This is a genomic window from Bordetella sp. H567 (genome assembly GCF_001704295.1).
Lineage (GTDB): Bacteria > Pseudomonadota > Gammaproteobacteria > Burkholderiales > Burkholderiaceae_B > Bordetella_C.
On record NZ_CP012334.1, the window covers coordinates 1,383,026 to 1,405,237 of the forward strand.

Below are 22,212 nucleotides of genomic sequence, written 5' to 3' on the forward strand. Positions count from 1 at the left end.
ACCCAAATGCACAAGATCCTCGGCCGTCTGGCCCTGTTCGCGCTGGCGCTGACCGGCGTCGGCGCGCGGGCCGATACCTATCCCAGCAAGCCGATACGCGTCATCGTGCCCTACGTGGCCGGCGGCGCGGCCGATATCACGGCGCGCGTCATGGCGCAGAAAATGTCGATGAGCATGGGCGTGGCGCTGGTCGTCGAGAACAAGCCCGGGGCCAACGGCATGATAGGCACCGACTTCGTCGCCAAGGCGGCGCCGGACGGCTATACCCTGCTGCTGGACGCCAGCGGCCCGCTGGTGGTCAATCCTTCGCTGTATGCGCGCAAGACGCCCTACGATCCGGTAAAGGATTTCGCGCCGATATCGCAGATCGCCAGCTACCAGTACGTGGTGGTCGTTCCGCAGAAGTCGCCGATCCGCAGCCTGGACGACCTGATCGCGCAGGCCCGCGCGCATCCGGGCCAGCTCAGCTATGGATCGGCCGGCGTGGGCGCCGGTGGCCATCTGGCCGGCGAACTGCTGGCCCTGATGACCAATACGCAACTGGTGCATGTGCCGTACAAGGGCAACGCCCAGGCCTTGACGGACGTGCTGAGCGGCCAGCTGTCCTTCACCTTCGATACGGTGGTTACCTCGGCGCCGCAGATACAGGCCGGCCGCTTGCGCCCCTTCGCGGTGTCGGGCCCGCATCGCGCCGCCGTATTGCCCAATATCCCCACCATGGAAGAGTTGGGCTATAAAGGCTTCTCGATCACCCAGTTCCAGGGCCTGTTGGCGCCGGCGGGTACCGATCCGAAGATCATCGCCCGGCTGCACGATGAAGTCGTCAAGGCATCGCGCGATCCGGACGTGGTGCGCAAGCTGGTCACCGAAGGCGGCAACGACATCGTGGCCGGCACGCCGGATGAGTTCGCCGCGCAGATCAGCTCGGACCTGGTGCTGTACCGCAAGCTGATCGAGGATGCCAGGATACCCAAGCAATAAAACCCAGGGCGAACCCATGTACCAACTCGATGTTCTGATCAACGGCTATCCCGGCCGCAGCCTGTTCCATGGCAGCCTGGGCTGGAGCACCACGACACTGCTGCGCGGCGACGGCCGCAATATCCTGGTGGACGTCGGCGCCTTCGGCGCGCGCCATCTGCTGAAGAAGCAGCTGACCGAATTGCGCATGGATGCCGCCGACATCACCGATGTCGTGCTCACGCATGCGCACTACGACCACTCGGTGAATTTCACCTTGTTCCCCAACGCCACGGTGTGGATCGGCGACCGCGAACTGGAATGGGCCGCGGCCCAGCCGCCCGGCTTCGATCCGCTGCCCGAGCTGTATGTCCGCGAGCTGACGGTCTCGCCGCGCGTGCGCCGCATCGCCGACGGCGAAAGTTTCCTGCCGGGCTTCACGGCGATCGTCGCGCCTGGCCACACGCCGGGGCATCTGCTTTTCACCGTATCGGGCGCGGCGCAACCGCTGCTGTTCACCGGCGACGCCGCGAAAAACCGCGCCGAACTGCTCAGCATGACGGTCAACGACACCTACGATATGCAGGTCAGCCGTGCGACGCTGGAACTGATCTGGGCGACATGGCGCCGTCATCCCGATACCCTGCTGATCCCCGGACATGACCTGTGCATGCGCCTGGACGACAAAGGCGAACCCGTCTATGTCGGCGAACGGCGCGCCGCCATGAATGCCTGGTTCGGCGAAAACCTGGAACCTACCGTCATCGACCTGTGCTGCGGCGGCGAAACGGCCCGCTACAGCGCCTGATCCATTTGTCCACCGCCACGGTGCATCCACGAGAGATTCGACATGCCGCTTGATCCGCAAATCCTAGCCAAGTTCATTCCGACCGGCCGCCTGCGTGCGTCCATCAATGTCGGCAATCCCATCCTGGCGCGCCGCGACGACGGCCCCGGCGGCGCGGCGGGCGTGTCCGTCGACCTGGCCCGCGCGTTCGCCAAGCGGCTGGGCGTGGAGTTGGAATTGGTGGTGTTCGACAGCGCAGGCAAATCGGTGGACGCGGTGACGGCCGAGCAGGCGGACATCGGCTTTTTCGCCATCGATCCCGTGCGCGGCGCCGGAATCAATTTCACCGACGCGTATGTGCTGATCGAAGGCGCCTACCTGGTGCGCGAGGATTCGCCGTTGCGCGATCGCGCCGAAGTCGATCGTTCCGGCACCCGCGTCACCGTGGGCAAGGGTAGCGCGTATGACCTGTACCTGACGCGCGAGCTGAAGCAGGCCGAGATCGTGCGCGCCCCGACTTCGCCGGCCGTCGTGGACTTCTTCCTTGCGGAAAAGACCGAGGTCGCCGCCGGGGTCAAACAGCAGCTGGAAGCCGATATGCAACGCGTGCCGGGCCTGCGCCTGCTGCCGGGCAGCTTCATGGTGATCCGCCAGGCGATGGGCATGCCCAAGGGCCGAGGCGACGCGGCGGCCAATGAACTGCGCGCCTTCGTCGAAGAAATGAAGGCCAATGGTTTCGTGGCCGAGGCCCTGAAGCGCCACAAGATCGAAGGCGCCGCCGTCGCTCCCGCATCGGCTTGACCGTTACGGCGCATGAAGGCCGGCAGGGCGTGTGCCCCGCCGGCTTTTTTTATTTCGGGACGACTCGCCCGGTGCGAGGCGCCCTCCAGCGCGAACGAGCCCTGGCTTCCGCGGACGACGCCCGCCTCGATGGTGCATTGATCTTGCTCATTCTTGGTGCATGAACTTGGACCTCAGGCGATGCAGAATAGTCATGCCATTTCAATTTCAGGTAGGAGTACCCAGGCATGAACGTTCGCCACATCGCCGCCGCCCTCTGCTCGACCGCATTGCTCGCCTGGGCTGGCCCCTCGCTAGCGCATGGGGAGGGTGACAAGGTCACGCCCAATTTCCAACAAGCCATCCCCAATATCCCTGGAAAGTCCCTGATTGCGGTAGAGGTGGACTATCCGCCCGGCGGCGCTTCCGTACCGCACGTGCATGCCAAGTCGGCGTTCATCTATGCCTATGTCGTATCCGGCGCGGTTGAATCCAAGGTCAACAATGGCGAGACCCGTGTCTACAAGGCGGGCCAGAGCTGGTCGGAGCCGCCGGGCGCAAGCCATCCGGTCAGCCGCAACGCGAGCAAAACCGAGCCTGCAAAGTTGCTGGCGGTCTTTGTCGTCGATACCAGCGATAAGGAACTGACAACGCCGACCAAGTAATCTAAGAGGGGGGAGCCCACAGGAAAGGAGTAAACATGAAAATCTTTATCGCAGGCGCCACTGGCGTCATCGGTCTTCCCCTGGTGCGTTCCCTGGTGACGCTCGGGCACGAGGTCGTGGGCATGACCCGCGGGGGCCATGGCCTGTCGGCGCTCAAGGAAGTGGGCGCGTCGGCAACGGCCGTCGATGCGCTCGACGCGGCAGCGGTTCGCGAAGCCGTGGGCCATGCCCGGCCGGACGTTGTGATCGACCAGTTGACCTGGTTGCCACGCACACCCGCCGAGGTCTTCGCGTCCTTGCCCCAGGACACCCGTCTGCACGAGGTGGGCGGCGCCAATCTGCTCGCGGCGGCACAGGCGGCCGGGGCCAAACGGTACATCATGCAGTCCCGTGGCTTTTTCCTGGAGGGTGCGGGCGGCCAATTGGCGGACGAGTCGGCAAGGATGCGGAGCGACGCGCCCGGCGTGGTGGGCGATTCCACGCGTGTGTTCGACGCCTATGAGGCCAATGTCCTGGACGCCGCGCTGGAGGGCGTCGTGCTGCGCTACGGCTTTTTCTATGGGCCCGGCACCTGGTACCGCCCCGACGGTGCGGTCGCGGACCAGCTGCGTGCCGGTACGGCAGGCATACTGGGCGAGGGCAACGCGCCCTGGTCTTTCGTCCATATCGACGATGCGGTGGCGGCCACGGTCGCCGCGCTGGATGGACCGGCCGGCGTCTACAACATCGTCGACGATAGCCCGCTGCCGGCGGGCGAGCACCTTCGTGCGCTGGCGCGCTGGGTTGGCGCGGACGAACCGAAACAGATCCTCGATCCCGCGGAGCTTCAGGCGATCGGGCCGGAAGCCCTGTATTACCACACGCGGCTTTCCGGCGCGTCCAATCTTCGCGCGAAGTCGCTGCTTGGATTCAGGCCCCGCCGCCTCTTGTGGCTGCAGCCGGGCACGTAAAGCGCCCGGCGTACGAAGGGGCTGGCGTCCGGCGCGGCCTACATTCTTCGGGCGGGCGTGGGCGCCTCCACCACCCGCGCGATGAAGGCGTCCAGCGCCGGGTTGTCGTAGCGCTCGTGCCAGGCCAGGTAGATGTCCGCATACAGCTTGGTGCGCGCCAGCGGCAGGAAGGACACGCCGTCCAGTCGTAGTTCGCGGGCGGACCCCGGCACCAGGCCGACACCCAGGCCGGCGCGTACCAGCCCCAGCAGCGTATGCGTCTGGCCGGCATGTTGGACGTAATCCGGCTCGACGCCGGCCGCGCCCAGGGCGGCGGCGATCCGGTCGTAGAAGTACTTGCCTTCGCTGGGCGCGTAGGCGACGAACGGCTGGCGGTGCAGGGCGCTCAGCGGCACGGCCTGGTAGGCCAGCAGCGGCGATTTGCGCGGGACCGCCAGCACCAGGGGCTCGCGTTCGATCAGTCGGTGCGCCAGCCCGTCCTGCCGCGGCAGATGGCGGGCCAGCATGGCGTCCAGTTCGCCGGCCACCAGCAGCCGGCCCAGGTCGGTGGAGACACGCTCGCGCAGTTCGATGTCCACGTCGGGCAACAGCTTGCGCGCCTTCATGACCCAGTCCGGCACCAGGCGATAGGCCGCCACGGCGGTGAACCCCAGCGTGATGTGCCCGGCTTCCCCGCCGGAAGCGCGCCGCGCGCTGGAGACGGCGCGCGCGGAATACGCCAGCAGATGGCGTGCGTCGCGCAGAAAGCGGCGGCCGGCCGATGTCAGGGTGACGACACGGCTGCTGCGTTCCAGCAGGGTCACGCCCAGGCCTTGCTCCAGCAATTGGATCTGCCGGCTGAGCGGCGGCTGGGTCATGCACAGGCGGGCCGCCGCGTGGCCGAAGTGCAGCTCTTCCGCGACGGCCACGAAGCATTCGAGTTGGCGCAGGTCCATCGATACAAATCCTGTATGGGTTGGATAGGTCCGCCCACGCCCCATGCGCGCGTACGCTGTGGGGCCGCGGCCTATCGATATAAGCCTTGTATTGATCGTTGCCATTTATAGCTTGATCGGACAGGCCAGGGAAATCGTTCCTATACTCCTGCCTCGACACGTATCGGCCCGCGGCCTTCATCCGGAAGGCAGGTCCGGTTGGGGGCAGGCCGGCGCAGACCGGCCCCACTGCCGGCACGGCGCGGCCGAGGCCCATGGCCCTGGCGCGCATCCCGCGTCGCCGTGTCGCCATCGAAGAGGAGACGACAATGAGGACGAAGCAAGTTGCGCGCTTGCGCGTACGGATGATGGCGGCCGCCTTCGCGCTGGCCGCAACGCTGCCGGGCGCGGGCCGCGCCGCCGACGATTTTCCCACTCGGCCCATCAGCCTCATCGTGCCGTTTTCGCCGGGCGGGGGCACCGATATCTCCGCGCGCCTGCTGGCCGCGGCGCTGGGCCAGCAGATGAATGCCTCCGTGGTGGTCGACAACCGCCCGGGCGCGGGCGGGCAGATCGCCGCCGACCTGGTGGCGCGCGCCACGCCCGACGGCTACACGCTGCTGTTCGCCAATTCCGGCATGCTGGCCATCAATCCGTGGCTGTACAAGCTGCACAGCGATCCGGCCAAGGCCTACGTGCCGGTTTCGCTGTTCTCCGACCTGCCCTTCGTCCTGGTCGTTCCCACCACCCTGCAGGCCCAGTCCGTCGCCGAGCTCGTCGCGATGGCCAGGTCGCAGCCGGGCGCGCATACCTTCGCCAGCTCGGGCACGGGCGGCGCGCCGCACCTGGCGGGCGAGATCTTCCAGCAAGCCACGGGCGTGCAGCTGACCCACGTCCCCTACAAGGGCGGCGGGCCGGCGATGACCGACCTGATGGCCGGGCGCGTCGATATGCTGTTCGCGTCCGTGCTGGAGACGGTCACGTACGTGAATGCCGGCAAGCTGCGCGCGCTGGCGGTGACCGGGCCGGCGCGTTCGCCCGTGATGCCGGACGTGCCCACGTTGGACGAGGCCGGCGTGTCGAACGCGCAGACGGGCTCGTGGACGGCGGTCCTGGCGCCCGCCGGCACGCCGCAGGCCATCGTCGATAAACTGTCGCTCGCGATCCGCCAGGTCGCTGCGCTGCCGGACGTCAAGGAAAAGCTGGTCTCGCAAGGCGCGGTGCCGCACGGCTCCACGCCGCAGGAACTGGCCGAGCTTGCCGCGCGCGAACGCGCGCGCTACGGCGATATCATCAAACAGCGCAAGCTGCACGTCGACTAGCCTGGCCGATATGCGGATGGCGCCCACGCTACGATCCCGACCCATGCAGAAATTTTCCGACCCAAGCAAGACAACCGCGCCGTCCGGCGCGGCAGACGGCGCGGCTTCATCCGCCGCCAGGACGGCCGGCGCCGCGCGCGCCGAACTGCTGATGGCCGGCCCTCTGTTGCCGGACCTGATGGCGCGCATCGAGGCGAAGTACCGCGTCCATCGATGGTGGGAGATCGACGATCGCGCCGGCTTCCTCGCGCGGCATGGGCCGGCCATACGCGGCATCGCCACCAGCGGGCGCCACGGCGCCACGCGCGACATGATTTCGTCCCTGCCGGCGCTGGAGGTGATCGTCAGCTTCGGCGTGGGCGTCGACCCCATCGATATGGCCGGGGCGCGCCAGCACGGCGTCGTCGTGGCCAATACGCCCGGCGTGCTGGACGATTGCGTCGCCGACACGGCGCTGGCGCTGATGCTGTCCGTATCGCGGCGCATCTGCGAACTGGACCGCTTCGTGCGCGCGGGACGCTGGCGCAAGGAATCGCCGCCGATGGGACGCAAGCTCGGCGGGCGGCGCTGCGGCATCCTGGGCCTGGGCAACATCGGCAGGCAGATCGCGCGCCGCGCCGAGGCCTTCGGCATGGAGATCGCCTACCACAATCGATCGCCGCGCGCGGATGCACCGGCGCACTACCTGTATTGCGCCGACGTCCATGCGCTGGCGCGGGAAAGCGACATCCTGGTGTTGTCCTTGCCGGGCGGCGGCGATACGCGCAAGCTGGTCGACCAGCGCGTGATCGATGCCCTGGGGCCGCAGGGCATCCTGGTCAACGTATCGCGCGGCAGCGTGGTCGATCAGGACGCGCTGGTCCTGGCGCTGCGCGAAGGGCGGTTGGCCGGCGCGGGGCTGGATGTCTTCGAGAACGAACCGGACGTGCCCGCGGCGCTATGCGCGATGGAGCAGGTGGTGCTGTCGCCGCACATTGGCAGCAGCACGGTCGAAACGCGCCAGGCCATGGCGGAGCTGGTCCTGGCGAATCTGGATGGGTGGTTCGAACATCGCCGGGTGCTGACGCCAGTGGCTTGATCCGCGCCGCGGGCGCGACCCAGCGGCAGGAAGGGCGCAGGGAACCCGTGCCGGACTGGGGGCCTTCACGCGGCCGCGCTGCTGCGCGTTTCTCCGAGCATCGCATCGGCGATGCGCACCGCGGTATTCACGGAATCCGTCAGCCCAAGATGGCCATGCCCCGCGGCCAGCCACAAGCCCGGCTGGCCCGGCACTTCGCCGATCACCGGCACGGAATCCGGCATGCAGGGCCGATGTCCCATCCATTGGGTACTGGGCGCCTGCCCGATGCCCGCGAAGGTCTCGCGCGCGATCCGTTCCAGTACCTGGCCGCGCCGTGGATCCGGCGCGCGCGACAGCCCGGCGATTTCCACCGTGCCGCCCACGCGCAGTCCTTCTTCCATCGGCGTGACGAAGATCTTGCGGTCCGCCAGCACGACCGTGCGCGAGATCGTCGGCGACGCGCCCTGGAACTGCACGTGATAGCCGCGCTGGCTTTCCAGCTGCAGCCGCACGCCCAACGGGCGCAGCAGAGGCGGCGTCCACGCGCCGGCGGCGACCACGACGTGCTGGAAATCATGCCGCGCGCCGTCGACGGTGAGCGACCAGCCGCCGTCTGCGCGTTGCGGTGTGCCGGCGTGGCCGCGCAGCAGGGCGCCGCCGCGCGCGCGATAGGCGCGCACCACCGCCTGCACGTAGCGCAGGGGATTCAGGACCGTGGCGTGGTCGGCCAGGAACAGGCCGATCCGGTAGCGCGGGCCGACGCCCGGCTCCAGCGCCAGGATGCCTTCGCGGTCCAGTTTTTCGAATCGGTAGCCGTACTGCTCGCGTAGCCGCCAGCCGCCGGCATCCTTGGCCAGCGCCGCTTCGTCGGGATAGAGATGCAGGTGGCCCCGTTGCAGGACGAGCTCCGGCACGCCGATTTCGCGCGCCAGCGCCAGGTGGCGCTCCACCGCGCCCGCATGCAGCGCCGCCAGGCGGCGCGCCGCGTCGGCGACGGCGCTGGCGCGCGACGCCGCGACGAAGCGCGCCAGCCAGGGCAGGGCGCGGGGAAGATAGGACAGCGGCAGGCGCAGGGGGCTTTCCGGATCCAGCAGCATGCCGGGCACGGACTTCAGGATGCCCGGCATGGCCAGCGGTGCCACGGATCCGGGGCTGATCGCGCCCGAATTGCCGTAGCTGCAGCCGCTGCCCGGTTCGTCGCGATCGATCAGCGTGACCTGCGCGCCGCGCCGGCACAGCGTATAGGCGGTGACGGCGCCGACGATGCCGGCGCCGATGACGGCGACGCGCATGCCGGAGTGGCCGCCGCCGGCGCTGTAGGTTCCCGTCGTGTCGCGCATCGCTTAGGGCCTGTTAACGCTGGAAGGAGCCTCGCACTGGCCGAGTCCGGGGCGGCAGACTAGGCGCGGGCGATGCGGCGTGGTTAATCCACGTAAGGAGCCCGTAACGACGTATGCCGCCCCGGACTCGGCCAGCCCGAAGGGTGAGTACGCAATCAGGCGCCTGCCTGCGTTGCGAATGCTCGCCGTGGCACCACCAAGGCTGCGCTTCGCGCCTTGCCATCCACCTGATTGCGTACTCATGCGAGGCTCCTTCCAGCGTTAACAGGCCCTAAATATCCTCGTTGCCGATCACGTATCGCACGAAGCCGCTATGGGACGTGTACTTGTCGTAAAGGCTGCGCGCCCGGTAGTTGTTTTCCTTGGTCTGCCAGTACAGGCGCGACCACTTGCGGGCCTTCATCTCGTCGACGAGCCAATCGATCATCCGCTTGCCCGCGCCTTGCGCGCGTACCGCCGGGTCGACGAACAGATCCTGCAGGTAGCACACCTGTGTCATCGTCGAGGTGTTCTCGTGCAGCAGGTAGTTGGCGATGCCGATCACCATGCCGGCCTCGTCTTCGGCAACGATCGCATGGACAGGCGTGTGCGGATCCAGGATGCGGGCCCAGGTATGGCGGGTCTGGGCTTCCTGGGGTTCGCGTTCGTAGAAGCGCGTGTAGGCGTCCCACAGGACGCGCCAGCGTGCTTCGTCGCGGGCTTCGATGGGACGGATGAGGGGCGTTGTTGACATGGACCGGGCCGGTTGAGCGCCACGCGGACGGCCGGCGCGGCCGTCCTAGCGCGGGAACAGCTGATCGTACACGTCGCTGGCCAGGGCCTGCAATTCCGAGCCCGGCAGGTCGCCGTTCAATGCGTAGCCGTAGCCATTTTCGACCCAGTAGAAGGAGGTGCCGTTGGCCGACTGGACCGAGCGGAAAGCCGTTTCCCCCGGCGCCACGCCGGTCGGGAAGACGGCGACATACAGCGTGACGCGGCGCCCGCGTCCATCCTCGTACATGAACTGGGCGCGTGCCAGCGTATTGGCCGAGGCGCCGCCGGCAGGCTTGGCGGCGGTCCCGGCGGCGGAAGGCGGGGCCGCGGTCGGGGCACCGGCTTGCGCGGCCGGCTCGCCGGGCAGCAGCCGGCCGCCCAGCAAGTGAAAGCCACGGTCCTGCAGCGCCGGCGCCGCCAGGGGCCGCCCCAGGCGGCGGCTCAGCCATTGCACGAGGTGCGCTTCATCCTGCGCGCTGACTTCGACCGGATGGCGTACCTCCGGCGAATACACGACATAGGCGGCGGTGGCGTCGCGCACGAACTGCGGCGGCGCCGAAGCGACGGCCGTCGCCACCGTGCCCAGCCCTTGCTGCCATGCATGCATGCCCGTGGCGCCCGCGGCGATCAGCACGACGGCGGCGGCGGCCTGGGTCCAGGGATTCCAGCGGCGCCGCCGGTGGCGCAGCACCGTATCGGCCAGCGCGGCGGGGGTGGCGCCGGGATCGATATCGCGGTGCAGGCGCCGCAGCGCGAAACGCTGGGCATGCCAATGCGCGACGCGCACCGCGGCGTCCGGGTGGCGTTGCAGATGCCGCAGCACCGCGGACACGCGCGTCGCGTCCAGCTGGCCGTCGACGAAGGCGTGCAGGTCGTCATCCGAGACATGGGCGTCGGTTTCGGTCATCGCTTCACCAGATGCAGGGGAGTGCGCGCGGCCGCATCGTCCGGCGCCATGGCGGCACGAACGGCTTCGCGCGCGCGGTGCAGCCGCGACATGACGGTGCCCACGGGGATCTGCAGGATTTCCGCGGCCTCGGCATACGTGTACTCCTCCACGCTGACCAGCAGGAGCACGGTGCGCAGCGTGGGTGTCAGGCGCGCCAGGGCGCGCTCCAGGTCCAGCATATCGGGCGCGTGGGCCATGGGCTCGTGCGCCAGATCGGTGTGTTCGTCCCAGATGGCGTGATTGTCGTCATGGCGCCAGTCGCGCACCCGGTTCAGGTACAGGTTGTGCATCAGCGTCATCAGCCACGCGCGCAGAGCGGTGCCGGGCTTCCATAGCGACCACTTGGTGCAGGCGCGTTCCAGCGTGTCCTGCACCAGGTCGTCCGCGCCGGCCGCGTCGCCCGCCAGCAGGCGGGCATAGCGGCGCAGCGACGGAATATGGGCGAGGATCTGCTCCACGCCCGGGGCCGATGCCATGGCCGGTTAGGGCTTGGCCACGTGCCAGACGCCGCCGACGCCGTCGCCGGTCTTCTCGCCGGCGGCCTTGTCCTTCGTCCAGTAGTACACCGGCTGGCCCTTGTAGGCCCACTGCTTGTTGCCGTCGTCACGGGTGACGATGGTCCACGATCCGTCCGCCTTGGCGCCGGCCGTGGCCATCAGGGGAGGCCAGTTGGTGGCGCATTTGTCGTTGCAGACGCTTTTGCCGGAATTGGCGGCGTCCTTGTCGAACGTGTACAGCGTCATGCCCTTGTCGCCGACCAGCACGCCATTGCTGGCCTTGCCGGGGGCGGCGGCGACCGCGCAGCCGGCGATCAACAGGGTGGCGGCGCCGAGGGCGGAAAGCGAGAATTTGCGAACCATAAGACCTCCGTGTGGTGGGTTTGCATGGGAGTGAACACCGTTGGCGGCCGATTTATTCCATCGGCGCCTGCGTCAGTCCCGCCACCACGTCCACCACCTGTTCCAGCGCCACCTGGATATGCGCGCGCAGCGCCTTGACGGCGCCGGCGGCGTCGCCCTTTTCCGCGTATTCGATCAGCGCCAGATGCTCGGCATGGGCCTGCTGGCGCAGCGGCACGTTGACAACCTGGAAGCGCAGGTAGCGGTCGCCACGGTCGTGCAGCTGCCGCAGGACGGTCATGGCCAGCTCGCGCCGCGCCGGCAGGTACAGCGCTTCGTGCAGGCGCCAGTTGACCCGCCCCCACTCGGCGGCGTCCGCGTGCCGCGAGGCGTCCAGCGCCGCCCGCGCCGCTTCCAGCCGCCGGCCGCCGCCGGCATGGATGGCTTCGCCGAACAGCCAGGGTTCGATCTGCAGCCGCAATTCGAAGGTTTCGACGACATCGGCCGCGGAGACCCCGCAAACATAGGCGCCGCGATGCGCATGCACGGAGACCAGGCCTTCGGCCTCCAGCCGGCGGATGGCCTCGCGCACGGGGATGCGGCTGACACCCAGTTCTTCCGCCAATGCTTCCTGGCGCAGCGGCGCGCCGGGCCGCAGCTGGCCGGACAGGATCCGCTGGCGCAGGGCTTCCAGCACCAGGTCTACCGTGGTGCGCCGCACGAGTTTGCTGTCCCCTTCAGGCAAGGCAGGATCGTTCATGAAGTCTCTCGTAAACCCCTAGTCCCCATCTTGTTGACCCGAGGGTGAGGGAAGTTTAGCATGAGGTCCGTATCCAGGATATTGGATCCAATTTCTGTGAGAGCGCCATGAATCGCCGTCTTTGCCTTGCCGCCACCCTGGTCGCTGCCGTGGCCAGCAGCTTCAGCCTGCCCACACAGGCGCAGACGCCGGACTTCGTCGTCGGCGCGCTAAGTCCCCTTACCGGTTCCGGCGCGCCCTACGGGCCCGGCATGGTCAAGGCCATCCAGCTCGCGGCCAAGGAAATCAACGCGGCCGGCGGCGCGCAGGGCGCCCAGTTCCGGGTCGTGGTGGAAGACACTCAGACCGCGCCGCAGGCGGCGGTCACCGGCGCCAAGAAGATGATCGAGGTGGACAAGGTCCGCGCCATCCTGGGCTGCTGGAGTTCCGGCGAATCGCTGGCCGTCATTCCGTTGACGAACGAGGCCGACATTCCCCTCATGCATGGATCGGGCGCGCCCGCACTGAGCGCGGACGCCAACCCCAAGCGCCTGGGCTTCCGCTTCCAGGCCACCAACGGCCGCTTCGGCCAGGCCTTCGCCAAGATCGCCCAACGCCAGGGCTACAAGCAGCCCGCCACCATGGCGTTCAACAATGCCTCCGGCATCGGCAATACCGAAGGCTTCACGCAAGCCTGGAAAGCCGCGGGCGGCAAGGTGGTGGCCAGCGTGGTGTACGAGCCCAATCGGCCTTCCTACCGTTCGGAACTGCAGTCGGTGCTGCGCGCCAAGCCGGACGTCATCGTCACGGGCTCCTACCTGGCCGACACCACCATCCTGCTGCGCGAGTGGTACCAGACCGGTATCGACACCCACTGGATCATTCCCGGCTGGGCCGCCAATCCGGACCTTATCAAGGCGCTCGGCCCGAAAGTCACCGAAGGCGTGATCTCGGTGGAATCCGTCAGCAACGAGAACGCGCCCAACTATGCCCATGTGCGCGATGCGCTGGGCAAGGAGGGCGTGGACGTCACGGCCAACGTCTATGCGCCCATGGCCTATGACCAGGCCATCATCCTGGCCCTGGCGGTGCAGGCGCTGGGCCCCAAGGCAACGGGGCCCGAACTGGCCCGCAAGATGCATGAAATGGGCACGCCCGGCGGCGAGGCGGTCTATGGCTACGCCGAGGGCAAGAAACTGCTGGAAGCCGGCAAGCGCATCACCTACGTCGGCGCCTCCAGCGCGCTGAACTTCGACCAGTACAACGACGTCACGCCGGATTTCGCGGCGTCGTTCGTGGAAAACGGCAAACTCGTGCGCAAGTACGTGGTCAAGCTGTAAGGCCGCCGCGTGTCGTACGCCGATTACGTCAATCTGGTCATCAACGGGCTGGTGGAAGGGCTGATCATCGCCCTGCCGGCCCTGGCGCTGACGCTGGTCTATGGGCTGGCGCGCTTTCCTAACGCGGCCACCGGCGACATCGTCGCCGTGGGCGGCTATGCGAGCCTGGCCGCCCACCACTTGACCGGCTCGCTGGTCGTGGCCGGGCTGGCGGGCGCGGCGGGCGGCGCCGCCGCATCGGTGCTGGCCTTCCTGCTGGCGTTCCGGCCCGTCATCCGCCGTTCCGTGATCACGCTGCTGTTGACCTCCATCGGCGTGGGCTTCGTCATACGCGCCGCGCTGGGGGTGGCTTTCGGCCACGATCCGCGCGCCTTCGATATGCCGCTCGAACGCGCCTGGCGCTTCGGCGATGTGGCCCTCGCGCCGGCCGACCTCAGCTTGGCCGCCCTGACGCTGCTGACGCTGGCGCTGGTGTTCATCATGCTCTATGCCACGCCGCTGGGGCGCTCGCTGCGGGCGATCGCGGACGACCCGGACCTGGCGCGGGTCAGCGGCATACGGCGCGAACGCTGCATGCTGGCCATGTGGGCGATCGCCGGGCTGGTGTGCGGCATCGCCGGCACGGTGACCGGGATGCGCACGGTGGTCTATCCCGACGTGGGCTGGAACCTGCTGCTGCCGGCCTTCGCCGCGGCGGTGGTGGGCGGGCTGGGCAACCCCGCGGGCGCCGTCATGGGCGCGCTGCTGCTCGGGGTGCTGCAGGAGCTGTCCACGCCTTTCGTCGGCTTCGTCTACAAGATCGCGCTGGGCTACGTCTTCATGATGATCGTGCTGCTGCTGCGCCCGCAGGGCCTGTTCAACCGTCCGGTGGGGGTGCGCTGATGCTGAGCTATCTGCTCTCCATCCTGGTGATCATGGGCATCTACATGCTGCTGGCGCTCGCGCTGGACCTGCAATACGGTTTTACCGGCCTGATCAATTTCGGCCTGGCAGGCTTCTTCGGCGTCGGCGCCTATGCGTCGGCGTTGTTGACGATGAAGGCGGGATGGACCCCCCTGCTGTCGTTCCCGGCGGCGATGCTGGCCGCGGCGCTATTGGCCTGGCCGCTGGGGCGCGTGGCCTTGCGGCTGCGCGACGACTACCTGGCCATCGTCACGCTGGGATTCTCGGAGATCGTGCGCCTGGTGCTGGTGCAGGAACAATGGCTGACCAACGGCGTGCAGGGCATCCCGGGCGTGCCGCGGCTGGGCGCCGGCTGGGGCAACGCGCGCTTCAGCGACAGCCTGCTGCTGGGGCTGCTCGCGCTGTCCATCGCCGCCGCCGTCGTGCTGTTGCGGCGGGTGACGTACAGTCCCTATGGCCGCACCATCCAGGCAGTGCGCGACGACGAGACCGCGGTGCGCGTGCTGGGCAAGGAGCCGGCCCGCTTCAAGACCCAGGTGCTGATGCTGGGCGCCGCGCTGTCGGGCCTGGCGGGCGCCTACTTCGCCCACTACATGACCTACATCGTGCCCGACCAGTTCGTGCCGCTGATCACCTTCTACGTCTGGATGGCCATCATCATGGGCGGCGTGGCGCGGCTGTCGGGCAGCGTGGCGGGGGCGGTGCTGCTGGTGCTGTTCCTGGAAGGCGTGCGCTTCACGCGCGGCATCATTCCGGGCGTCTCGGACGCCGACATGGGCAGCGTGCAGCTGGGCGTGGTGGGACTGGTCCTGATCCTGTTCATGCGCTGGCGGCCGCGCGGCCTGTTCGGCGCGAGGGGAGCACGATGACCTCCCTGTCGACCAGCGATATTTCACTGTCCTATGGCGATTTCCAGGTGCTGGACGGCGTGACGCTGTCCATGAGCCTGGGCGGCCTGCACGGCATGATCGGCCCCAACGGCGCCGGCAAGAGCACTTTTTTCGCGGTGCTGAGCGGCTTTCTGCAGCCGTCGGCCGGGCAGGTCGGTTTCGGCGGCACCGTGCTGCGCGGGGCCAATCCCGCCGCGCGCGCCCGCATGGGGCTGGGGCGCACTTTCCAGATTCCGCGCGAATTCACCCACCTGACGGTGCGGCAGAACCTGATGGTCGGGCCGCGCGACCAGCCTGGCGAATCCTTGCTGCCGCTGTTCTTCGCGCCGGGCCGCGTGCGCCGGGCCGAAGCGGAAATCGCCGAGCGTGCCCAGGCCATCCTGGACTTCCTGAAGCTGAACGCGGTGGCCGACAAGCCGGCGGGCGGCCTGTCCGGCGGGCAGAAGAAACTGCTGGAGCTGGGGCGCGCGCTGATGTCGGAGCCGAAATTCATCCTGCTCGACGAACCGTATGCGGGCGTCAACCCGGTGCTGATCGAGGAGATCTCGCAGCGCATCCGCGAGATCAATACCGAGCGCGGCATCGGCTTTCTTATCATCGAGCACAATCTCATGGCCCTGAACCGCCTGGTGCAGGATCTGTACGTCCTGGACGCGGGCCGGCTACTGGCGCATGGCGAACCCGACGGCGTGCTGGCGGATCCGCGCGTGCGCGCCGCCTATATGGGAGCGGCGGCATGAGCGCGGTCCTGCGCCTGTCGGACCTGCGCGGCGGCTACGGCGACGCTGACATCCTCAAGGGGCTGTCGCTGCACGTGCTGCCCGGCGAAATCGTGACGATCGCCGGGACCAACGGGGCCGGCAAGTCCACCATCATCAAGGCCGTGATGGGCCTGCTGCCGCGCACGGCCGGCCAGGTCGTGCTGCGCGGGCGCGACCTGGCGGGCCTGAGCGTCGAATCGCGCCTGGAATGCGGCATCGGCTACGTGCCGCAGGTCGCCAATGTGTTCGCGTCGCTCACCGTCCACGAAAACCTGCTGGTGGTGCAGGGCGTGAAGCGCCCGCGCGCGCGGGCCGACGCCATGTACCAGATGTTTCCCGCCCTGGTGCGCCATCGCCGCCGCGCGGCCGGCACGCTGTCCGGTGGCGAGCGCCAGCAGCTGGCATTCGCGCGGGCCTTGATGCGCGAGCCGGATATGCTGCTGCTGGACGAGCCGACGGCGGCGCTGTCGCCGGCGCGCGTGGACGAGATCTTCGCGTATGTGCGCGGCCTGCCCGCGGCGGGCACCACGGTGCTGATGGTGGAACAGCGCGCGCGCCAGTCGCTTGCCGTCAGCCAGCGCGGGTACATCATCGATCAGGGCGTGGTCGCCATGGAAGGCGCCGCGCACGACCTGCTGCATGACAGCCGCGCGGCCGATCTTTTCCTGGGCAAACATGATGCGTAATACGGATAGAGCATGACAGAACTCGTCGTCGTGGGCGCGGGCGTGATCGGCCTGGCCTGTGCCCGCCGCGCACAGCAGCTGGGCTGGCGCGTCACCCTGCTGGACAGGGACTTCGAAGGCGACCGCGCCTCGCATGGCAATGCCGGCGGCATCGCCGTCAGCGAATCGACACCCATCGCCGTGTCGGGCTTCAGCCTGAAGGCCGCTCGCTGGCTGCTGGACCCGCTGGGGCCGCTGGCCATCCGCCTGCGCCATGCGCCGCGGCTGCTGCCCTGGCTGCGCGTATTCAATCAGGTCGGGCGCCCCGAGCATTTTCGTCGCATCTCGCGCGCGCTGGCGGCGCTGAACGACCGGGTGCTGGACGATCTGCTGCCCATGCTCGAAGACCTGGGCCTGTCTGGCCAGTTGCATCGGCGCGGCGCGCTGACCGTCTACGAAACCGACGCAGCCTTCGCCGCCGATGCGCAGGAATGGGCCTGGAAGCGCGAGCTGGGCGTGCGCTGGTCGCCGGTATCCATGGATGCCCTGCGCGAACTGGAGCCCGCGCTGGCGCCCGTTTTCCGCCATGCCGTCATGCTGGAGGACTGGGCCCACGTGGACGATCCGCTGAATATCGTGCGCGCCCTGCGCGAGCGCATCCGCGAGGATGGCGGACGGCTGGTCGCCACCGATGTCGCCGCGCTGGCGCTGGACGATACGGCGCGGCCGGCGGCGCTGGATCGCGCCGGCCGCCGCCACGAGGGCGATCGCCTGCTGGTCGCGGCCGGTGCCTGGTCGGGCGCGCTGGCGCGTTCGGCGGGCGACCGCGTGCTGCTGGAAAGCGAGCGTGGCTACAACACCACGCTGCCCGCGGCGATCGGAATGCTGGACCGCGAGGTCATCTTCGCCGAACGCAAATTCGTGGCGACGCCGCTGGCGGTCGGCCTGCGCATCGGCGGCGCCGCGGAATTCGCCGGGCTGGAGGCGCCCCCCAACTACCGCCGCAGCGACGCGCTGCTGGCCTTGGCGCGACGCTACCTGCCCGGCATGGACGAGCGCGATGCGCGGCGCTGGATGGGCCATCGCCCCGCCACGCCGGATTCGCTGCCCGTGATCGGGCCGTCGCCGGCATCGGAACGCCTGCTGTACGCCTTCGGCCACGGCCACCTTGGCCTGACCCAGGCGGCCACCACCGCGGCCATCGTCGGCAGCCTGCTGGCCGGCGGCGAGGCCGGCATCGACCTGCGCCCGTATTCGATTTCCCGTTTCAACAAGGCGAGCCCGCTATGCTGATTCTGAAGAACGCTCGCGTCCTGGACGCGCATCACAAGGACGACGACAGTGCCTACGATGTCGTCGTCGAAGGCGACCGCATCCGCGAGGTGTCGCCGCGGCCCGTGCAAGCGGGCCGGGCGGACCAGGTCATCGACGTCGCTGGCCGCACGCTGATGCCGGGCATGATCGATTGCCACGTCCACGTGGTGGCGTCGATGGCCAACCTGGGGACCAATGCACGCATGCCGGCGGCCTTCGCCACGCTGCGCGCCGTACCCATCCTGGCGGCCATGCTGCGGCGCGGTTTCACGACCGTGCGCGATGCCGGCGGCGCGGATTACGCGCTGCGCCGCGCGGTGGAGGACGGGCTGATCGACGGCCCACGCCTGTTCATCGCCGGCAAGGCGTTGTCGCAAACGGGCGGCCATGGCGATTTTCGCGAACGCTTCGATTTCAGCGATCCGGATCCTTGTCCCTGCCACCGCAACCTGGGCGCCATCGCCCGCGTCGTCGACGGCGTGGACGCGGTGCGCAAGGCCGTGCGCGAGGAGATGCGCGCCGGCGCCACTCACATCAAGATCATGGCATCCGGCGGCGTGGCTTCGCCCAACGATCCTATCGGCAATCTGCAGTATTCGCGCGACGAGATCGCCGCCATCGTCGAGGAAGCCGCTTCGCACCACACCTACGTGATGGCGCATGCCTACACCGGCCAGGCCATCGCCCGGGCCGTGGAACTGGGCGTACGCACCATCGAGCACGGCAACCTCGTCGATGACGCCGCCGCCGCGGCAATGGCCGAACACCAGGCGTACGCGGTACCCACGCTGGTGACCTACGACGCCTTGCACAAGGTGGGCGCGCAATACGGCGTGCCGCCGGAAGCCGTGGCCAAGATCGACGACGTGCGCCTGCAAGGCCTGCAATCGCTGGAGATATTCAAGCGCCATGGCGTGCGCATGGGCCTGGGTTCCGACCTGCTGGGCGAGATGCATGCCTTCCAGGGCGACGAGCTGCGCATCCGTGCGCAGGTATTGAGCAATTTCGAAGTGATCTGCCAGGCGACCCAGGTCGGGGCCGAGATCGTCGGGCAGAAAGACAAGCTGGGCGTCGTCGCGCCGGACGCGTTGGCCGACCTGTTGATCGTCGACGGCGATCCCGTTGCCGATATCTCCTTGTTGTGCGGCCAGGGGGAACACCTGGCCATGGTGATGAAGGCCGGTAAACCCGTATACCTGCGCTGAGGCTTTGTTCCCGGCGGCCCGCGCGGGGCTAGCTGGCGCTACGCGCCGCCGGGGTTTTCCATCTTTTCTATTGGACTGAAACCATGAAAGTAAATTGGGCTGGTGTCTTTCCCGCCGCGACCACGAAGATGAAGGCGGATCAATCCCTGGATCACGACGCAATCGCCGCAGGCCTGGAACGGCTGATCGCCAATGGCGTGGGCGGCGTGGTGATGATGGGCATGGTGGGCGAAAACGCGTCGCTGGCGCCGGAGGAAAAGCTGACGGTGCTGCGCATCGCCAAGGAAACCATTAAGGGCCGCGTGCCTATCCTGTCGGGACTGGCGGAAACCACCACCGCCGCGGCCGCGCGCTATGCCAAGGAGGCCGAACGCATCGGCGTGGACGGCTTGATGGTCTTCCCGGCCTTGACCTACAAATCGGATGCGGCCGAAACCATGGCCTTCTACCGCGGCGTCGCGCGCGCCAGCGGCCTGCCCATCATGATCTACAACAATCCGCGCGGCTATGGCGTCGATATGACGCCCCAGGTGCTGGAACAGCTGGCCGACGAGCCCACGCTGGCCTGCGTCAAGGAAGAGACCTACGACACCACGCGCGTGACGGATATCTACGCGCGGCTGGGTGACCGCTATACCGTCTTCTGCGGCGTGGATGACCTGGTGCTGGAAAGCGTAGCGCTGGGCGTGAAGGGCTGGGTCTCGGGCATGGCCAACGCGCTGCCCAGGGAATCGGTGCAGTTGCTGGATCTGGCGGTGAAGGGCGACTACGACAATGCCCGCATCCTGTACCGCAAGCTGATCAAGCTTTTCCACCTGGATACGCACGTCAAGCTGGTGCAGTACATCAAGCTGGCGGAGAACATTACCGCGGGTTATGCCGAAACCGTACGCGAACCGCGCCTGCCGCTGACGGGGGCGGAACGCGAGGCCACGCTGGCGATCATCCATGAAACGCTGGCGGCCCTGAAGGCGGCGTGAAAGCGCCCCCGGACGGTTGCGCCGGGACGATGCCGGGTTATGCCAGCGGGTACTGCAAGCCCAGGTCGCTCATGGCCGCTTCGCGGTAGTCGGGGGGGCGCGGTCCGCCGTGGCGACCATTTGTTCGAATTTGCCTTTGAACGGTCTGTTATAGAAGTACTGGCGTTCTTCGTCGCCCAGCGCGGCCGTGCGCAGGTTCACCATAAAGCTGTTCAGGTTTCGTAGGGCGGGGTGCTGTTGTCCTGGCGATGCTGCGCCAGCAGCGCCGTGGTCTTGTCGTACAGCGCCAGCAACTGATGCAGGATGCGTAGCTCCGCTGTTGTGCCGCGCACGCGGGGTAGGCGACCGCGATACTGCGTTCCCTGGGCCAGCTGCAACTCTTCTGCGGGCGTCGTCCGGGCATGGGGCAGAGCAATATATTAATATATATAACTTATATAAGACTTCAATGCCGTCCCCTATTTTCTGCGGGCGCGCTTTCCTTCCGTCGCCCCTCCGTCGCAGCATCATGTCCACGCCTACCGGCACCCTCGCTTCAACGCCAGCCTCCGCTTCTTCCCCCGCCGCCAGCTTGACCCATCGCGAGATCATGCGCGTGATCGGCGGTATCGTGCTCTGCATCCTGCTGGCCGCGCTGGACCAGACGGTGGTCATTCCCGCCGTGCCCGCCATCGCGGCGGACCTGAACGGATTCGGGCACCTGTCGTGGATCGTGGCGGCCTATCTCATCGCGGCCACCGTCACCACGCCCATCTACGGCAAGCTCTCCGATATCTACGGGCGCCGGCAACTGCTGACGGTTTCCATCGGCTTGTTCGTGGTCACCTCGGTAATGTGCGCGCTGGCCCAGACGCTGAACCAGCTGATCCTGTTCCGCGCGCTGCAAGGACTGGGCGGCGGCGGCCTGATGTCGCTGGCGCAGGCGGCCATCGCCGACGTCGTGGCCCCGCGCCAGCGCGGCCGGTACCAGGGCTACATGGCGGCGGTGTGGGGCGTGGCGTCCATCGCCGGGCCGCTGGTGGGCGGCTATGTGTCCGAGCATTTGTCGTGGCGCTGGCTGTTCTGGCTGAACCTGCCGCTGGGCCTGTTCGCCATGTATTCCTGCAATCGCGGCCTGCGCATGCTCAAGCCGCGTGGCGGCAAGATGCGCCTGGACATCATGGGCTCGCTGCTGCTTGCATCGACCATCGTGTCCTGCCTGCTGGCGCTCAGCTGGGGCGGCAGCAGCTATGCCTGGCTTTCGCCGGAAATCCTGGGCCTGCTGACGCTGAGCGCGGCCGCGCTCGCCGCGCTGGTGTGGCAGGAGCGCCGCGCGGCCGATCCGCTGCTGCCGCCGCGCATGTTCCGCAATCCCACCTTCGTCTGCGGCATCGCGGCCTCGTCGCTGGGCGCGCTGGCGATCTTCCTGTGCATCTTCGCGCTGCCGCTGTATTTCCAACTGGTGCGGGGGACCAGCGCATCGGAATCCGGCCTGTTCGTTACGCCGTTCCTGCTGTCGAACGTGCTGGGCAACATCATCAGCAGCAATCTGGCGCGGCGCACCGGCCGCATGCGGGGCATATTGTCGGCCGGCTTCATCGGCGGCTGCATAGGCCTGTGCCTGCTGGCCTTCATGGGCCCGGGCGTCCCGCTCGCCTTCGTCCTGGCCGCCACGCTGCTGACCGGCGTGGGGCTGGGCTCCTGCATGGTGGGTACGATCATGGTGGTGCAGAACGCACTGGAGCCGCGCGATATCGGCGCGGGCACCGGTTCGGTGCTGGTGCTGCGGTCGATGGGCAGTGCCTTCGGCAGCGCGTTGGCGGGCACCCTGCTGGGCCTGGGTTTCGCCGCGTCGCTCACGGCGGCGGGCATCACGCAGCAGATCGACCTGGGCGCCCTGCGCCATGGCAGCGATGTGCTCTCGCAGCTGCCCGACGCGACGCGGCGCGTGCTGATGGACGGCGTGGCGTCCACCTTCCGCGACATCTATGCCTTCGGCGCGGCGGTCGCGCTGGTGTCGCTGCTGGTCGTGCGCCGCATGCCGGACCTGGAGCTGCGCGGCGGCCTGGCCGCGCATACGCCCATCGGCGAGTAAACCGGACCACCGGCGTGGCATC

Annotated in this window: 23 protein-coding genes; 16 read left to right on the forward strand and 7 right to left on the reverse strand. The window is 68.1% G+C overall.

Going from position 1 to position 22,212, the window contains the following annotated elements; genetic code table 11:
• Positions 1-6: 6 nt before the first annotated feature.
• The 5 genes from AKI39_RS06255 (at position 7) to AKI39_RS06275 (ending at position 4,142) form a co-directional block, all read left to right on the forward strand.
• Positions 7-981 carry a Bug family tripartite tricarboxylate transporter substrate binding protein gene (locus AKI39_RS06255; RefSeq protein WP_066633765.1) on the forward strand — a complete coding sequence of 325 codons (975 nt, stop codon included), beginning with the start codon at positions 7-9 and terminating at the stop codon, positions 979-981.
• A gap of 16 nt (positions 982-997) precedes the next feature.
• Positions 998-1,768 carry an MBL fold metallo-hydrolase gene (locus AKI39_RS06260; RefSeq protein WP_066633767.1) on the forward strand — a complete coding sequence of 257 codons (771 nt, stop codon included), beginning with the start codon at positions 998-1,000 and terminating at the stop codon, positions 1,766-1,768.
• A 42-nt stretch (positions 1,769-1,810) separates the two neighbouring features.
• Positions 1,811-2,548, forward strand: coding sequence for an ABC transporter substrate-binding protein (locus tag AKI39_RS06265; protein WP_066633770.1), 738 nt, complete (start codon positions 1,811-1,813; stop codon positions 2,546-2,548).
• A 227-nt stretch (positions 2,549-2,775) separates the two neighbouring features.
• On the forward strand, positions 2,776-3,192 hold the full coding sequence (locus tag AKI39_RS06270; RefSeq protein WP_066633783.1) for a cupin domain-containing protein: 417 nt from the start codon (positions 2,776-2,778) through the stop codon (positions 3,190-3,192).
• Positions 3,193-3,227: 35 nt separating this feature from the next.
• Positions 3,228-4,142, forward strand: coding sequence for an NAD-dependent epimerase/dehydratase family protein (locus tag AKI39_RS06275; protein WP_066633785.1), 915 nt, complete (start codon positions 3,228-3,230; stop codon positions 4,140-4,142).
• Positions 4,143-4,180: 38 nt separating this feature from the next.
• Here AKI39_RS06275 and AKI39_RS06280 read toward each other — a convergent pair whose 3' ends face one another.
• Entirely contained in the window at positions 4,181-5,077 is an 897-nt protein-coding gene (locus tag AKI39_RS06280) for a LysR family transcriptional regulator (RefSeq protein WP_066633787.1), read from the reverse strand.
• Positions 5,078-5,385: 308 nt separating this feature from the next.
• On the opposite strand from AKI39_RS06280, the gene AKI39_RS06285 reads away from it, so the two are divergent.
• Together AKI39_RS06285 and AKI39_RS06290 are read left to right on the forward strand one after the other, a co-directional pair.
• The gene (locus AKI39_RS06285; RefSeq protein WP_066633789.1) at positions 5,386-6,378 is read left to right on the forward strand and encodes a Bug family tripartite tricarboxylate transporter substrate binding protein; all 993 of its coding nucleotides are present in this window, start codon (positions 5,386-5,388) and stop codon (positions 6,376-6,378) included.
• A gap of 151 nt (positions 6,379-6,529) precedes the next feature.
• Entirely contained in the window at positions 6,530-7,456 is a 927-nt protein-coding gene (locus AKI39_RS06290) for a 2-hydroxyacid dehydrogenase (RefSeq protein ID WP_066642305.1), read from the forward strand.
• 65 nt (positions 7,457-7,521) lie between these two features.
• Here the strand turns inward: AKI39_RS06290 and AKI39_RS06295 are convergent, their stop codons facing one another.
• The 6 genes from AKI39_RS06295 to AKI39_RS06320 all read right to left on the reverse strand — a co-directional run bounded on the left by AKI39_RS06295 (position 7,522) and on the right by AKI39_RS06320 (position 12,079).
• A complete protein-coding gene (locus AKI39_RS06295) occupies positions 7,522-8,778 on the reverse strand; it encodes an NAD(P)/FAD-dependent oxidoreductase (RefSeq protein ID WP_145925207.1) in 1,257 nt (418 codons plus the stop codon).
• Between the two features lie 271 nt (positions 8,779-9,049).
• Positions 9,050-9,511, reverse strand: a complete 462-nt coding sequence (locus tag AKI39_RS06300; protein ID WP_066633791.1) for a GNAT family N-acetyltransferase — start codon at positions 9,509-9,511, stop codon at positions 9,050-9,052.
• A 45-nt stretch (positions 9,512-9,556) separates the two neighbouring features.
• Positions 9,557-10,438, reverse strand: a complete 882-nt coding sequence (locus tag AKI39_RS06305; protein ID WP_066633794.1) for an anti-sigma factor family protein — start codon at positions 10,436-10,438, stop codon at positions 9,557-9,559.
• Positions 10,435-10,956 carry an RNA polymerase sigma factor gene (locus AKI39_RS06310; protein WP_066633797.1) on the reverse strand — a complete coding sequence of 174 codons (522 nt, stop codon included), beginning with the start codon at positions 10,954-10,956 and terminating at the stop codon, positions 10,435-10,437. Before AKI39_RS06310 ends, AKI39_RS06305 begins: the two co-directional genes overlap by 4 nt.
• 6 nt (positions 10,957-10,962) lie before the next feature.
• Positions 10,963-11,340 (reverse strand): COG4315 family predicted lipoprotein, encoded by a 378-nt coding sequence (locus tag AKI39_RS06315; protein ID WP_066633800.1) that lies wholly within the window; start codon positions 11,338-11,340, stop codon positions 10,963-10,965.
• Between the two features lie 52 nt (positions 11,341-11,392).
• Complete coding sequence (locus tag AKI39_RS06320) at positions 11,393-12,079, reverse strand: GntR family transcriptional regulator (protein ID WP_066633802.1); 687 nt, start codon at positions 12,077-12,079, stop codon at positions 11,393-11,395.
• A 107-nt stretch (positions 12,080-12,186) separates the two neighbouring features.
• Between AKI39_RS06320 and AKI39_RS06325 the strand changes: the two genes are divergently transcribed.
• The 9 genes from AKI39_RS06325 to AKI39_RS06365 all read left to right on the forward strand — a co-directional run bounded on the left by AKI39_RS06325 (position 12,187) and on the right by AKI39_RS06365 (position 22,190).
• Positions 12,187-13,398: an ABC transporter substrate-binding protein gene (locus tag AKI39_RS06325; protein ID WP_066633805.1), complete on the forward strand. Its 1,212-nt coding sequence runs from the start codon at positions 12,187-12,189 to the stop codon at positions 13,396-13,398.
• Positions 13,399-13,407: 9 nt separating this feature from the next.
• Positions 13,408-14,280 carry a branched-chain amino acid ABC transporter permease gene (locus tag AKI39_RS06330; RefSeq protein ID WP_066633806.1) on the forward strand — a complete coding sequence of 291 codons (873 nt, stop codon included), beginning with the start codon at positions 13,408-13,410 and terminating at the stop codon, positions 14,278-14,280.
• Complete coding sequence (locus tag AKI39_RS06335; RefSeq protein ID WP_066633809.1) at positions 14,280-15,170, forward strand: branched-chain amino acid ABC transporter permease; 891 nt, start codon at positions 14,280-14,282, stop codon at positions 15,168-15,170. Before AKI39_RS06330 ends, AKI39_RS06335 begins: the two co-directional genes overlap by 1 nt.
• Positions 15,167-15,931, forward strand: a complete 765-nt coding sequence (locus AKI39_RS06340; RefSeq protein WP_066633811.1) for an ABC transporter ATP-binding protein — start codon at positions 15,167-15,169, stop codon at positions 15,929-15,931. The genes AKI39_RS06335 and AKI39_RS06340 overlap by 4 nt, the downstream gene beginning before the upstream one ends.
• Entirely contained in the window at positions 15,928-16,638 is a 711-nt protein-coding gene (locus tag AKI39_RS06345) for an ABC transporter ATP-binding protein (protein WP_066633813.1), read from the forward strand. Before AKI39_RS06340 ends, AKI39_RS06345 begins: the two co-directional genes overlap by 4 nt.
• Before the next feature lie 12 nt (positions 16,639-16,650).
• Complete coding sequence (locus AKI39_RS06350) at positions 16,651-17,910, forward strand: NAD(P)/FAD-dependent oxidoreductase (RefSeq protein ID WP_066633814.1); 1,260 nt, start codon at positions 16,651-16,653, stop codon at positions 17,908-17,910.
• Positions 17,904-19,136, forward strand: coding sequence for a metal-dependent hydrolase family protein (locus AKI39_RS06355; RefSeq protein ID WP_066633815.1), 1,233 nt, complete (start codon positions 17,904-17,906; stop codon positions 19,134-19,136). The genes AKI39_RS06350 and AKI39_RS06355 overlap by 7 nt, the downstream gene beginning before the upstream one ends.
• Before the next feature lie 83 nt (positions 19,137-19,219).
• Positions 19,220-20,116, forward strand: coding sequence for a dihydrodipicolinate synthase family protein (locus tag AKI39_RS06360; protein WP_066633817.1), 897 nt, complete (start codon positions 19,220-19,222; stop codon positions 20,114-20,116).
• Positions 20,117-20,705: 589 nt separating this feature from the next.
• On the forward strand, positions 20,706-22,190 hold the full coding sequence (locus AKI39_RS06365; protein ID WP_066633819.1) for an MDR family MFS transporter: 1,485 nt from the start codon (positions 20,706-20,708) through the stop codon (positions 22,188-22,190).
• The last annotated feature ends 22 nt before the right edge of the window (positions 22,191-22,212 follow it).

Excerpts from the sequence above, each read along its gene's own strand:
- AKI39_RS06285 (WP_066633789.1), top strand. The coding sequence starts at position 5,386 with ATGAGGACGAAGCAAGTTGCGCGCTTGCGCGTACGGATGATGGCGGCC.
- AKI39_RS06305 (WP_066633794.1), bottom strand. The coding sequence starts at position 10,438 with ATGACCGAAACCGACGCCCATGTCTCGGATGACGACCTGCACGCCTTC.
- AKI39_RS06350 (WP_066633814.1), top strand. The coding sequence starts at position 16,651 with ATGACAGAACTCGTCGTCGTGGGCGCGGGCGTGATCGGCCTGGCCTGT.
- AKI39_RS06290 (WP_066642305.1), top strand. The coding sequence starts at position 6,530 with ATGGCCGGCCCTCTGTTGCCGGACCTGATGGCGCGCATCGAGGCGAAG.
- AKI39_RS06310 (WP_066633797.1), bottom strand. The coding sequence starts at position 10,956 with ATGGCATCGGCCCCGGGCGTGGAGCAGATCCTCGCCCATATTCCGTCG.
- AKI39_RS06355 (WP_066633815.1), top strand. The coding sequence starts at position 17,904 with ATGCTGATTCTGAAGAACGCTCGCGTCCTGGACGCGCATCACAAGGAC.
- AKI39_RS06335 (WP_066633809.1), top strand. The coding sequence starts at position 14,280 with ATGCTGAGCTATCTGCTCTCCATCCTGGTGATCATGGGCATCTACATG.
- AKI39_RS06265 (WP_066633770.1), top strand. The coding sequence starts at position 1,811 with ATGCCGCTTGATCCGCAAATCCTAGCCAAGTTCATTCCGACCGGCCGC.
- AKI39_RS06345 (WP_066633813.1), top strand. The coding sequence starts at position 15,928 with ATGAGCGCGGTCCTGCGCCTGTCGGACCTGCGCGGCGGCTACGGCGAC.
- AKI39_RS06360 (WP_066633817.1), top strand. The coding sequence starts at position 19,220 with ATGAAAGTAAATTGGGCTGGTGTCTTTCCCGCCGCGACCACGAAGATG.
- AKI39_RS06320 (WP_066633802.1), bottom strand. The coding sequence starts at position 12,079 with ATGAACGATCCTGCCTTGCCTGAAGGGGACAGCAAACTCGTGCGGCGC.
- AKI39_RS06315 (WP_066633800.1), bottom strand. The coding sequence starts at position 11,340 with ATGGTTCGCAAATTCTCGCTTTCCGCCCTCGGCGCCGCCACCCTGTTG.
- AKI39_RS06275 (WP_066633785.1), top strand. The coding sequence starts at position 3,228 with ATGAAAATCTTTATCGCAGGCGCCACTGGCGTCATCGGTCTTCCCCTG.
- AKI39_RS06255 (WP_066633765.1), top strand. The coding sequence starts at position 7 with ATGCACAAGATCCTCGGCCGTCTGGCCCTGTTCGCGCTGGCGCTGACC.
- AKI39_RS06295 (WP_145925207.1), bottom strand. The coding sequence starts at position 8,778 with ATGCGCGACACGACGGGAACCTACAGCGCCGGCGGCGGCCACTCCGGC.
- AKI39_RS06260 (WP_066633767.1), top strand. The coding sequence starts at position 998 with ATGTACCAACTCGATGTTCTGATCAACGGCTATCCCGGCCGCAGCCTG.
- AKI39_RS06270 (WP_066633783.1), top strand. The coding sequence starts at position 2,776 with ATGAACGTTCGCCACATCGCCGCCGCCCTCTGCTCGACCGCATTGCTC.
- AKI39_RS06325 (WP_066633805.1), top strand. The coding sequence starts at position 12,187 with ATGAATCGCCGTCTTTGCCTTGCCGCCACCCTGGTCGCTGCCGTGGCC.
- AKI39_RS06300 (WP_066633791.1), bottom strand. The coding sequence starts at position 9,511 with ATGTCAACAACGCCCCTCATCCGTCCCATCGAAGCCCGCGACGAAGCA.
- AKI39_RS06280 (WP_066633787.1), bottom strand. The coding sequence starts at position 5,077 with ATGGACCTGCGCCAACTCGAATGCTTCGTGGCCGTCGCGGAAGAGCTG.
- AKI39_RS06365 (WP_066633819.1), top strand. The coding sequence starts at position 20,706 with ATGCGCGTGATCGGCGGTATCGTGCTCTGCATCCTGCTGGCCGCGCTG.
- AKI39_RS06340 (WP_066633811.1), top strand. The coding sequence starts at position 15,167 with ATGACCTCCCTGTCGACCAGCGATATTTCACTGTCCTATGGCGATTTC.